This is a genomic window from Flavobacterium sp. DG2-3, from assembly GCF_030730925.1.
GTDB lineage: Bacteria > Bacteroidota > Bacteroidia > Flavobacteriales > Flavobacteriaceae > Flavobacterium.
The window spans coordinates 1-12,563 of the sequence record NZ_JAVAMB010000025.1 but is presented as its reverse complement, the minus strand read 5'-3'; the positions used below and the strand labels follow the sequence as shown (position 1 = coordinate 12,563).

At 35.9% G+C, this 12,563-nt stretch carries 13 protein-coding genes; 12 read left to right on the top strand and 1 reads right to left on the bottom strand.

Annotation, left to right across the window (positions count from 1 at the left end; genetic code table 11):
* Window positions 1–182: 182 nt before the first annotated feature.
* On the bottom strand, window positions 183–560 hold the full coding sequence (locus tag Q9Q97_RS21615; protein ID WP_306160944.1) for a hypothetical protein: 378 nt from the start codon (window positions 558–560) through the stop codon (window positions 183–185).
* A 534-nt stretch (window positions 561–1,094) separates the two neighbouring features.
* On the opposite strand from Q9Q97_RS21615, the gene Q9Q97_RS21610 reads away from it, so the two are divergent.
* The 12 genes from Q9Q97_RS21610 (at window position 1,095) to Q9Q97_RS21555 (ending at window position 12,237) form a co-directional block, all read left to right on the top strand.
* Window positions 1,095–1,910, top strand: coding sequence for an alpha/beta fold hydrolase (locus Q9Q97_RS21610; RefSeq protein ID WP_306160943.1), 816 nt, complete (start codon window positions 1,095–1,097; stop codon window positions 1,908–1,910).
* 56 nt (window positions 1,911–1,966) lie between these two features.
* Complete coding sequence (locus Q9Q97_RS21605) at window positions 1,967–2,284, top strand: phosphoribosylpyrophosphate synthetase (RefSeq protein ID WP_125723550.1); 318 nt, start codon at window positions 1,967–1,969, stop codon at window positions 2,282–2,284.
* 140 nt (window positions 2,285–2,424) lie between these two features.
* Window positions 2,425–3,057 carry a hydrolase gene (locus Q9Q97_RS21600; protein ID WP_306160942.1) on the top strand — a complete coding sequence of 211 codons (633 nt, stop codon included), beginning with the start codon at window positions 2,425–2,427 and terminating at the stop codon, window positions 3,055–3,057.
* Window positions 3,058–3,240: 183 nt separating this feature from the next.
* On the top strand, window positions 3,241–4,533 hold the full coding sequence (locus Q9Q97_RS21595) for an alginate export family protein (protein WP_306160941.1): 1,293 nt from the start codon (window positions 3,241–3,243) through the stop codon (window positions 4,531–4,533).
* Between the two features lie 263 nt (window positions 4,534–4,796).
* Complete coding sequence (locus tag Q9Q97_RS21590; protein WP_306160939.1) at window positions 4,797–5,531, top strand: M17 family peptidase N-terminal domain-containing protein; 735 nt, start codon at window positions 4,797–4,799, stop codon at window positions 5,529–5,531.
* 5 nt (window positions 5,532–5,536) lie between these two features.
* Window positions 5,537–7,423 (top strand): amidohydrolase, encoded by a 1,887-nt coding sequence (locus Q9Q97_RS21585; protein WP_306160936.1) that lies wholly within the window; start codon window positions 5,537–5,539, stop codon window positions 7,421–7,423.
* An 11-nt stretch (window positions 7,424–7,434) separates the two neighbouring features.
* Entirely contained in the window at window positions 7,435–7,869 is a 435-nt protein-coding gene (locus tag Q9Q97_RS21580) for a DoxX family protein (protein WP_306160934.1), read from the top strand.
* A gap of 262 nt (window positions 7,870–8,131) precedes the next feature.
* Entirely contained in the window at window positions 8,132–8,605 is a 474-nt protein-coding gene (locus tag Q9Q97_RS21575; RefSeq protein WP_306160932.1) for a Dps family protein, read from the top strand.
* 9 nt (window positions 8,606–8,614) lie between these two features.
* A complete protein-coding gene (locus Q9Q97_RS21570) occupies window positions 8,615–9,283 on the top strand; it encodes a YoaK family protein (RefSeq protein ID WP_306160929.1) in 669 nt (222 codons plus the stop codon).
* A 52-nt stretch (window positions 9,284–9,335) separates the two neighbouring features.
* Window positions 9,336–10,268 (top strand): sensor histidine kinase, encoded by a 933-nt coding sequence (locus Q9Q97_RS21565; protein WP_306160927.1) that lies wholly within the window; start codon window positions 9,336–9,338, stop codon window positions 10,266–10,268.
* A 15-nt stretch (window positions 10,269–10,283) separates the two neighbouring features.
* Entirely contained in the window at window positions 10,284–11,645 is a 1,362-nt protein-coding gene (locus Q9Q97_RS21560; protein ID WP_306160925.1) for a sigma-54 dependent transcriptional regulator, read from the top strand.
* 301 nt (window positions 11,646–11,946) lie between these two features.
* Complete coding sequence (locus tag Q9Q97_RS21555; RefSeq protein ID WP_095929144.1) at window positions 11,947–12,237, top strand: GNAT family N-acetyltransferase; 291 nt, start codon at window positions 11,947–11,949, stop codon at window positions 12,235–12,237.
* Window positions 12,238–12,563: the final 326 nt, after the last annotated feature.

Here is a 12,563-nt window from a genome sequence, read left to right as displayed (position 1 = left end):
TCAGTTCCAAAAAAATAATTACTTAATATCGATAAGCCAAGATTTTAAATCTGCGCTAAGCGAAAAAGTAAAACAATTCGAAATTCAGATTCCAAATTGGAATTTGGAATTTTAAAAAATTGGAATTTCAAAAGTTTGGAATTTGGAATTTAAATATTGGAATTTAAAAACTAATGTTGATCCTAAACCGTGTAGAGCGGAGGATGAAAAGTAGGAGAAGAAGCCCCGATTGGTTTCTTTTCGAACAAAATAGAAGCGTTATCTTTTGATTCGATAACTGGAATTACGTTAAGATTGATTTCTGCAGTGTTTTGAACATAAACAAGCTCTAGTTTGTCTTTTAAGCTGTCCTGCATTTTTCTTTCGTTATCAGAATATTTTTTAATGCTTTTTTGAAGTTCGCATCGCCCGTTACAGCTATTAAAAGCCTGTTTACGCTGAACGCAAATGGTTTGAGCAATTTCTTTCTGATTGATTTTAAAAGAAGCATAAACGAACAAGCTGCCAAAAGATGGCGACAGTATTAAAATAGAAAGTGCTATAATGATTAACCTTTTCAATGCTTGTTCAAATAGTTTGGTGGCAAAAGTACATACTATTTTGTATTTATTTTAACTAATCTTCATTTTTATTTTATAAAAGGCAAATCCAATTTTATGAGCAAAAAAGCGAATTACTCATAAATTAACGAAATATCGTAAATAAAAAAATACCCATTTTTAATCAAAGCCTTTAAAATAAAGACACTGCAAATAAGGCATGTTAATTGGCAATAGTTATCGCATTCAAATAAACCACTTTAAGAATGCTAAAAAATATGAAAACAATTAGGCTGCCATTTTCAGGTCGGGATCCCGCAATTTCGTTCGAGGAAAAATCAAACTTCCACAGAAAAGACTTCGATAAACAAAAAAATTTAAGTCGATTTTTCACTTCTTAATCTAGATTAATCGACAGCTGTTTCATTTCATGATAAGTTTGCATCAGAAACCTAACAACAATAAACAAACTATAATCTATTTGTTAAAAGTTTAAACATAATTACAAATTATTCAAATATTTAAAAATAAAATTAATCCTAAAATCAAAAAATCATGAGCACATTTACAGTAAAAGACGGAACACAAATTTATTACAAAGACTGGGGAACTGGACAGCCAATTGTTTTTCACCACGGATGGCCTTTATCAAGTGACGATTGGGATGCACAAATGATGTTCTTCCTTCAAAAAGGGTACAGAGTTATTGCACACGACCGCCGCGGACACGGACGTTCTAGCCAAGCTGCTGAAGGGAACAACATGGAAACTTACGCATCTGATATTGCTGAATTAGCAGAGGCTTTAGATTTAAAAAATGCTATTCACGTAGGGCACTCAACCGGAGGCGGTGAAGTAATTCGTTACGCTGCAAAATACGGAAAAGGACGCGTGGCAAAAGCGGTTATCATTAGCGCTGTACCGCCAATAATGGTTCAAAACGAATCTAATCCTGAAGGTGTGCCATTGTCAGTTTTTGACGAAATCAGAAAAGGAACTGCCGCTAACAGAGCACAATTTTTTTATGACTTCCCTATTGCATTCTACGGATGGAACCGCGAAGGACAAGAAGTTCAAGAAGGGATCAAACAAAATTGGTGGCGTCAAGGAATGATGGGTTCTGTATTATCGCACTATGAAGGAATTAAAGCATTTTCTGAAACCGATTTTAGAGAAGATTTAAAGAGTTTGGATATCCCTGTTTTGGTTTTACATGGAGAAGACGACCAAATTGTTCCTTACAATCAAGCGCCAAAGTCAGCTGCATTACTTAAAAACGGAAAATTGATTTCGTACCCAGGATTCTCTCACGGTATGCCGACAATTAATGCTGAAACTATCAATAACGATATTTTAGAATTCATCAAATAAATCATTAATCGCTGCCTGTAAAGGTTGTTTACAGGCAGTTTTAATCCTCTTCAATTATGAGTTATTTTCAGCAACCCTCTTTTGATACCGTTGTAGAAGCTTTGCAATGGCTGAGCACACAAGGTTTTACAGAAAACTTTAATCTGGACAGCAACTGCATTCGTTACAACAACAATACGCAGAGCATGTCACCAGAAGAATTCAAGATTGAATATTTATTCCGATTTGAAGGCGATACCAATCCTGGAGATGAAGATATTGTTTATGGAATTAAATCTGAAATCTACAATCTAAAAGGTGTTTTAACCAGCGCTTTTGGAATTTATGCCGATACTGTTTCTGCCGAAATGATTAAGAAACTTTCTACGCATTAATATCAAAACTCCTTAATAAAATTACGATATATCGTTACTAATTTTTCACTGCTCGAAACTTAAAACAGTGTTCTGCAGTAAATTAAAAATATGGCATTTTATTAGCCAAAAACCAATTAATAAATTTTAAAACAAATAATATGAAACCATCAGTTAACTTATTATCACCAGACAATCACGCATTAGTATTAATCGATTTTGAAGGACAAATGGCCTTTGCAACACACAATATTCCATTAAGCGAATTACGTACCAATGTGGCAATTGTAGCTGGAGCATCAAAAATATTTGATGTAGCAACTGTTGTAACTACTGTTGCAGAAGAAAGCTTCTCTGGACCTGTTTTTCCTGAAGTTGAAGAGTTTTACCCAATTGCTACTTCTGGATATATTGACAGAACTTCAATGAATACTTGGGAAGATGAAAATGCTTATAAAGCAATTGTGGCTAAAAACAAGAAAAAAATTGTTCTTGCTGGACTTTGGACTGGCGTATGTATTGTTGGCCCAGCTTTATCGGCAATCGAAGAAGGTTACGAAGTTTACATTATTACGGATGCATGCGGCGACGTAAGCGTTGAAGCGCACGAACGTTCTGTACAAAGAATGATTCAGGCTGGAGCAATTCCAATTACTTCTATTCAATATTTATTAGAATTGCAAAGAGACTGGGCACGCGAAGCAACTTACGGTCCTGTGACTTCTTTAATGAAAAAATACGGTGGTTCTTACGGTTTAGGAATTCACTACGCACACAACATGTTGAAACATTAAATCAAAATTCAATCTCAAAATTCAATTTCAATGTCAAACTTGAAACTTGAAATTTGAAATCCATAAAAACAAACTCTCTAAGCCTTCATTATTTTGGAATCAGCAAAATCCATATCAAACGCCAAATTACTTTTTCTTTTTCTCTTTTTTGGAAGCTTTGCATCGGCTCAAAATTTTAAGTTGATGCGTTATGATGAAAATTATGAATTCTTAAAAGACTCGAACAGAAATTTTTACGAACGATTAAAATTCATTCCGTTAAATCAAGAAAAAGACATTTACATGTCAATTGGCGGCGAAGCCCGATATGAATATGTTTATTTCAATAATGAAGACTGGGGGAGATTTGATACCGGCAGCAACAATTTTATACTCCAGCGCTATGATCTTCATGCTGATATTCATTTAGGAAAAAATGTCCGCGTCTTTGCACAGCTTAGAAGCGCTTTGCAAGATGGAATATTCAACGGAACGATAGGTACAGATCAAGATCAGCTGAATGTGCAGAATCTTTTTTTGGATGTAAATGTCTATCAAAAAGAAGATCAAAAAATAATCATCAGAGCTGGAAGACAAGAACTTGACTACGGTTCTGGAAGATTAATTTCTGTACAGGAAGGACGAAATGACCGATTGTATTTTACTGGAGGAAAAATAATGTATGCCTCTGAAAGGCTTTACATCGATGCTTTTGCCATGATGCAGGATGCTGTGAATTCGGGTGTTTTTGATAATAAAATGTCTAAACAGCTGAATCTCTGGGGAGCTTATTCTAAAATAATCATTCCAAAAGCAGGAAATCTTGATTTGTATTATCTCGGAATACGAAGAGATCGATCTGTTTTTGAAGAAGGAATTGCTCCAGAAAGAAGGCATACTATAGGCACAAGATTCTGGAAATACGGAGGCGGTTTTATTTACAATCTAGAAGCAGCTTACCAATTTGGCACTTTTGGTTCGGGAAATATAAATGCTTGGACAGGCTCTATAGACGTTGGATATATGTTTGAAAACACCAAATTTAAACCTACGATAAATCTTAGAAACGATTACATCTCGGGGGATAAAATTCAAGGCGACGGCGATTTGCAGACCTTTAATCCGCTTTTTCCAAAAGGAGGCTATTTCGGATTTAATCCACAAATTGGGCCAGTTAACTTGATTGATATTCATCCTTATGCCACGATGGATCTACTTTCGAACTTACAGTTCCAGCTTGATGTAGTTTTTAACTGGCGATATTCACTCGAAGACGGTGTTTACAGACCAGGCGGAAGTCTAAATCGTTTAGGAAGCATGTCAGACAAACGGTATATTGGAACAGCTTATTTGGCCAGTTTAACCTATAATTTCAATAAATATATATCCATTTCAAACGGGTTTCAGTATTTCAAAACTGGCGCCTTTATCAACGATATTACTCCGAATGCTAAAGATGGTATTTTCTTTAATGTGCAACTCGGATTCAAATTTTAAAACAACAAAATTAAATTTTTAACACATAGAAACATAGCTTTTAGGAGTGAATAAAAGGCATTTCTCTTGTAATAATACACATAGTATCAACAATAATCAACTTTGTCAAAGTTTTAAACTTTGACAAAGTTCTCCCAATACTTTTCAGATAGGACTATGTGTTAGAAACTAGTTTCTTTCTTTATCCTTTTTTCAAAACAAGAAAAATCTATGTCTCTATGTGTTTAAAAACAAATCAAAATAATAAAACTAAACCCTTAGCAATGAAAACAAACACAGCAAAATACAGCCTGAGATATTCGTATCTGATGCTCTTACTTATAACATTTGCAGGCTCGCTTAGTAACAATGCTTTTGCACAAACAGCTTCAATTGGTTCGACTACAACTTGGGGGAAAGTAGACGGAATTGCAGTAAACGGATTGGTTCAGGGACCATCTGCAGCAGAAGCTGACTTACAAGTTGCCTGCGTTTTTGAATATACAGAAGGTGATATTACCAACCCTCCTGCCCTGCCTGCCAACCTTAACGGAATGGTACATTTAGACGACGCGCTAAAAGGCATTATTACCGAACTGCGCAAAAGCGGGAAATTTACAGGCCATTCGCTTGAAACTTTATTGATTACGCCTCCAAAAGGCACTTTAGCTTCGAAAAAATTATTATTAATAGGTTTAGGAGATCGCAACAAATTTTCGCCTGATTTAATGATTAGCGTAGGAAGCACTGCCATGCGTGAAGCTTTACGTTTAGGCGTTTCAAACTATTCTTTTGCAAGCGATATTAAAGATGCAGGAATTGATTCTCCAACCGCTTTGGTTGCTGAAAATGTGGTTTTAGGTGCTTTTGAAGCGTATAGAACAGAAACGTATCTGCAGGATAAAAAATTAGCCACACACAAACCTTTAAAGAAAATAATCTTATTGGCTGGGCCTGCTTATTATACGGTTGCAGGAGAAGGAATTAAGCAAGCAATTGCAAAGTTGAACACTAAATAAAAGTTATGAAAGCAGATTTAATTTTATTTAATGGAAAAATCCATAGTTTCAATGCAGAAACGCCAAATGTGACAGCAGTTGCAATTAAAGACGGAAAATTTATTGCAGTTGGAAACGACAGCGACATTATGACTTTTGCTGCTGAAGAAACCAAAATCATTGATCTTCAAAACAAAAGAGTCGTTCCTGGAATTAATGATTCGCACATTCACCTTATTCGAGGCGGATTAAATTATAATTTAGAATTGCGTTGGGATGGCGTTCCTTCTTTGGCAGATGCACTTCGAATGCTGAAAGAGCAAGTAGATCGCACTCCAAATCCGCAATGGGTTCGTGTGGTTGGCGGCTGGACAGAATTTCAATTTGCCGAACGCAGAATGCCAACTCTAGAAGAAATCAATGCCATTGCACCTGATACTCCTGTTTTTATTTTGCATTTGTATGACAGAGCACTTATGAACAGAGCAGCTTTAAGAGCAGTTGGCTATAACAAAAATACGCCTGCTCCTCCTGGAGGACATATCGAACGCGATTCTAATGGAGAACCTACAGGACTTATTATTGCAACTCCAAATGCGATGATTTTGTATTCGACTTTGGCAAAAGGTCCTACTCTTTCTTACGAGCACCAAATCAATTCGACTCGTCATTTTATGAAAGAATTGAACCGTTTCGGAATCACGAGTGTTATTGATGCGGGAGGCGGATTTCAGAATTTCCCAGACGATTATAAAGTCGTGAATGAATTGAATGAAAAGAATCAATTAACGGTAAGAATCGCGTACAATCTTTTTACCCAGAAACCAAAACACGAGTTTGAAGATTTCTCGGATTGGATTGATACGGTAAAATTATATCAGGGAAATGATATGTACCGCCATAACGGAGCGGGTGAAATGCTCGTTTTTTCTGCTGCCGATTTTGAAGATTTCCTTCAGCCAAGACCAGATCTTCCTGAAAACATGGAAGCTGAACTAGAAAAAGTAGTTCGTCTTTTAGTAGAAAATCGTTGGCCTTTCAGACTTCATGCCACTTATAACGAAAGCATTACAAGATTTTTGAATGTTTTCGAAAAGATCAATCAAGACGTTCCTTTCAACGGGCTTCCTTGGATTTTTGACCATGCTGAAACCATCGATGAAAGAAATATCGAACGTGTAAAAGCTTTAGGTGGCGGAATCGCTGTACAAAGCAGAATGGCGTATCAAGGTGAATATTTCACAGATCGTTACGGAGCAAAAGCAGCTGAAAATACACCGCCAATCAAGAAAATGATTGAAATGGAAGTTCCAGTTGGTGCGGGTTCAGATGCTACACGTGTAAGTAGTTACAATCCATGGGTTTCTATGTATTGGATGACCGCTGGAAAAACTGTTGGAGGACTTCAATTATACAATGAAACGAGATTGAACAGACAAACTGCTTTAGAATTGTATACAAGAGGAAGTGCTTGGTTTTCGCAAGAGCAGAATAAAAAAGGAGATATTAAAGTGGGAATGTTTGCTGATTTAGTGGTTTTAGACCGCGATTACTTTACAATCGATGACGAAGACATCAAAAAAATCGAAGCCGATTTAACGATTGTAGACGGAAAAATTGTGTATGCTAACGGTGATTTTTCTTCATTTTCTCCGCCGCATATTCCGATTTTACCAGATTGGTCGCCAACGAATATTTACAACGGATATCCAGTAAGAAGCGGTTTGCAGAGTGCGATTGAAAAAAATGCAAAAGCAGATGCAAAACCAAAACTGACTTCGCAGGTTCACAGTTGCAGCGGAAGCTGTGATGTTCACTTACACAATCACGACGCGGCGCGAATGAGCAATGTTCCGGTAAATAATTATAATGCATTCTGGGGCGCTTTAGGCTGTTCTTGTTTTGCTTTCTAAATTTCAAAAAAATGATCGAAATTATAAAACAAATCCTCCATTCTGATTTAGGAACAGCATTTAACAATGCAGCGATTTTAATTTTTAGAGTGCTGCTAGCTGTAGAACTTTTCAGAGTCCACGGAATGAAAAAATTCAGAGTCGAAAACGGACAGAAAGAACACGTTCCGAATCCGTTGCATTTGCCTGAAAAACTAAACGGTCTAGTGGCAACATTTTCAGATACTGTAATTCCGTTTTTCATCATTCTCGGACTCGGAACAAGACTTGCTGTTCTCCCAACAATCGGTGTAACGGCAGTTGGTTATTTTGTGGTCCATAGAAACGATTCGCTCGAAGTGCGCGACGTTCCGTATATGTACACTTTATCGCTATTATTGCTTCTTGCGCTCGGCGCGGGAACATATTCGCTAGATTATTATTTGCTAGACTTATTAAATAATTAATTTTTTTAAACACATAGAAACATAGCTTTTAGGAGTATACAAAAGGCGTTTCACTTTCATGAATACACATAGCACTGCCTGCCAACTTTGTCAAAGTTTAAAACTTTGACAAAGTTCTCGCAAAAAATTACACACAGAACTATGTGTGAGAAACTAGTTTCTTTTTGTATCCTTTTTCAATAGCAACGAAAATCTATGTTTCTATGTGTTTAAATTAATTCAGAATTAACATAAAAATTTATTCATCAAACCCAAATTAAAAATGAAAACAAACATCGGAATCAAACAAGAAAACATCTCAAAAATCGCAGCTATTTTGGCTAAAGTTCTTGCAGACGAATTTGTACTTTATACTAAAACAAAAAGAGCGCACTGGAACGTTGAAGGCCCAGATTTTTATAACAAACACCTTTTCTTTGAACAGCAATACGACGCCATCGACGAGATTGTAGATACTGTTGCAGAAAGAATCAGATCTTTAGGTCATTATACGCCAGCTACACTAAAAGATTTTCTTGCCTTGACACATCTTACAGAAGAATTACAAGAGAAAAACGACAGCAATGGTTTTATCAAAGAATTGCTTGTAGATCACGAAAGCATCATTATTTATTTGAGAGAAAACATTAATCTTATTGCCAACGATTTGCAAGACGCTGGAACAAGCGATTTTATTACAGGATTAGTAGAAAATCATGAAAAAATGGCGTGGATGCTTCGCGCACATTTAAACTAAAAACAAATTATGGAAATTCAACAAAAAAATATTTGGTACGTAACCCTGCTTCTAACCATGATAGCAGGGTATTGCGATACCGTCACTTTTGTCGCTGCCGATTCGATATTTTCGGCGCACGTAACGGGTAACTTTATCGTCTTTGCTTATCAAATTGTAAAAGGTTCAGATATACATGCGTGGGTAAAACTGCTTACTTTTCCCATTTTTATTATTGCAGTAATTACAGGAGGAAGAATCGCGCAAAAAGCTACCAATCGCTATACTATTTTGTTTTGGGAAGGCGTGCTATTGGTTTTAAGCGGTATCGCATCGTACGTTTTTGGCTATTTGCAAAACTTCGAAGAATGGACAATGTATACAGTTGCTATGACAACCGTTTTTGCTATGGGACTTCAGAATGCTTTTGGAAAGCTTTACGCTAAAGAAACCCACGGTCCGACAACTATGATGACAGGAAATGTAACTCAGGCTTCTCTAGATCTGGGCAATTTGCTGAAAAACGGACTTAAAGATGCGGAAGTATTTTTAAGTTTTAAGAAACAGCTGGTTACCTTAATCGGATTTTTGGCAGGATGTTTTCTTGGGGCTGTTGCCGGAAAATTCTTCGGATTAGGAACTTTAATCGTGCCTGGAGTTGCTATGATCATTTGCTACCTATACCATCGAGACAGCTAGAAAAATACTCATTTTGGAATACAGATTTATGATATTATAATATCTTAAAAAAATGATTTTCACCCCTATTCTATCCATCAAAAAACACTTTCTTGCCTTATGCATAATGGGTTTGCTTTTGCTTGGAAATACGGGTATGGGTCAAGAAAATCAAAATCTGCTTTCTCCAAAAATAACAGCTTCAGAAATTGATGCTCAACAAACAGCGCTGTACCAAAATATTTTAGTTGGATTTCTCTTTCTATTGCTTTTGTACAGCGCTTTTAGATTAAAAAAGAAGAAAAACGAAGAAATAGAAATACAGCGCCAGCAGATTGCTGAACTCAACGAACTCAACAAAAAACTGCTGACCGAAAAAGAATGGCTTCTAAGAGAAATTCACCATCGGGTAAAAAACAACCTTCAGATTGTCATTAGTTTACTAAATGCACAATCGGCTTATCTGCATAACGAAGATGCATTAATGGCCATAAAAAACAGCCAGCACAGAATGCATGCCATGTCGCTCATTCATCAGAAATTATATCAGTCTGATAATCTGGCGAATATTAATATGGATTGGTATATTCACGAATTAATCAATTGTATGAAAGATTGTTTTCATACCGCTCAAAAAATTAATTTTGTTTTAGAAGTGGAAAAAATCTATCTCGATGTTGCCCAAGCTGTTCCCATCGGATTGATTATAAATGAAGCCGTTAGCAATGCCATAAAATATGCTTTTCCTGATAATCGAATAGGAAAAATAAGCATTGTTCTTAAAAACATCGGCGAAAAAAACTATAAACTTCAGATTTCTGATAACGGAATTGGGCTTTCTCAAAAACTTGAAAATATCGAACGAAATTCACTCGGCATGAATTTAATAATCGGATTAACTGACCAGATTGATGGCACTTTTAATATGAAAAATGATAATGGATTAAAAATCACAATTACCTTTACAGGAAAAACCGAGTTTGACGAAACGGCCGAGAACTCTTAAATGACATCATTATAGATGAAGGAGAAAATACTAATTGTTGAAGATGAATTTATAGTTGCAAATGATTTGAAAATCATGCTGCACAAAGCCGGTTATCAAGTGGTTGGAATTGCCGCTTCTGTGGCTCAAGCTAGAAAATTAATCGAAGATAAAAGTCCGGATTGGATTCTATTGGATATCATTTTAAAAGGAGAATTAACCGGAATTGATCTCGCAAACGAACTTCGCGAAAAAAATCTGCCTTTTCTGTACATTTCTGCCAATACCAATCAAAGCACGTTAGAAGCGGTAAAAGCAACACATCCGTACGGTTTTATGGTAAAGCCTTTTCGAGAAAAAGATCTTATTGTAATGCTTGACATTGCAAAATACCGATTCGATCAAGAAAAGGAAGATTTGGCTGTAAACCAATTCCATACTGAAGCTCAAGAAATCAAAGGAATTATCGGTCAGAGTCCGCTTTTGAATGATGTTATAGAAAAAATAAAAATTGTGGCTCCAGCCGAAACTTCTGTGCTTATTTTAGGCGAAAGCGGCACAGGAAAAGAAAGAGTCGCACATGCTATACATGAACTTTCAGCACATAAATCGAACCCGATTGTAGTGGTTAACTGCGCCGCTTTACCGCAATCTTTAATAGAATCTGAACTTTTCGGGCATGAAAAAGGTGCTTTTACGGGCGCGAATGCGTTACGAATCGGAAAGTTTGAACAAGCTAATAACGGAACTATTTTTCTTGATGAAATTGGCGAACTGCCACTCGATTCTCAAGTGAAATTATTGCGCGTGCTGCAGGAAAAAGAAATTCAGCGTTTGGGAGGAAATAAAACGATAAAAATCAATGTTCGTATTGTGGCGGCGACCAATAGATCGCTGGAAAAAGAAGTTGCCGAAGGGCGTTTCAGACTTGATTTGTATTATCGATTAAATGTATTTCCGATACAGTTGCCAACTTTAAAAGAACGAAAAGAAGATATTGAAATATTAGCCCATTACTTTCTAAAAAAGTATGCAGCGAGCTCTAGAAAAAATATCAATAGCATAAGCGCAAAAGCTTTAGAACAATTAAAAAAGTACAATTGGCCAGGAAACGTGCGCGAATTAGAACATTTAATAGAACGAAATGTGCTTCTTGCCAAAACAAACGAAATTGAAAAATTTGACTTGCCGTCGAGCGTTGCCATTCTCTCTTTAGAAACTGGCACAGACAAAATAAAGTCAATGGAAGAAATGGAAAAAGAACATATTATGAATGCGCTCCAAATCTGCAACGGCAAAGTTTCGGGTAATGGCGGTGCCGCAGAACTTTTAAAAATGCAACCGCAGACTTTGTATTCTAAAATGAAAAAATTAGGAATTAAGCAGGGATATAATTAAATTGCTTTATTGATTTAACCGCAAGTAACGCAAAGATTTACGCAAAGTGCGCAAAGGATTTTCGCAAAGAACGCAAAGTTTTTTAAGGATTTAATTAAGATTAAAAGTTCGCAAAGCTTTACCTATAAAGCTTTGCGAACTTTTAATCTAGATTCCGCTTAAGCTTTTTATAAAAAATCTTAGCGAGCTTTGCGTAAATTCTGCACGAGCAAAAGCAACCAAAAGAAATTAATCTACATTAAGAGGACTTAACCGACTACTTAGCGAACTTTGTCCTTATAAAACAACTAAAACCAAAAAAATGGAAACAATAAAACTAGAATTGGACGAGAAAAAACACGGTGCTTTTAATCTTTATGTTGACGATAAAAAACTGGGAGAAATGACGGTAAGTATCAAACCTGATCTATTGACGGTTTATCACACTGGAGTTGAGCCAGAAGCAGAAGGAAAAGGTTATGCTAAAAAACTTTTAGAAGAAATGGTTTCTTATGTACGTGCCAATAATTTGAAGGTTTTACCGCTTTGTCCTTATGTTCATGCGCAATTTAAAAGACATCCAGACGAATACGAGGATATTTGGAAAAAATAATTAATTTTTAATAAGGAACTTCATAGTTTGTCATCCTGACGAAGGAAGGATCACACTAGTAAATCGACAAAGATTGGCAGTTTATTTCACGCAGATTTTAGCAGATAATTTGGATTTCCTTTATCGATAAAAGATTTTAGCAGATTTCCTAAAATAAAATCTATTTTAATCTGCTAAAAACTTCTAAAATCTAAGTGAAACAAATCTATACGCAAAGTTTATTTCACGCAGATTTTAGCAGATAATTTAGATTTCCTTTATCGATAAAAGATTTTAGCAGATTTCCTAAAATAAAATCTATTTTAATCTGCTAAAAACTTCTAAAA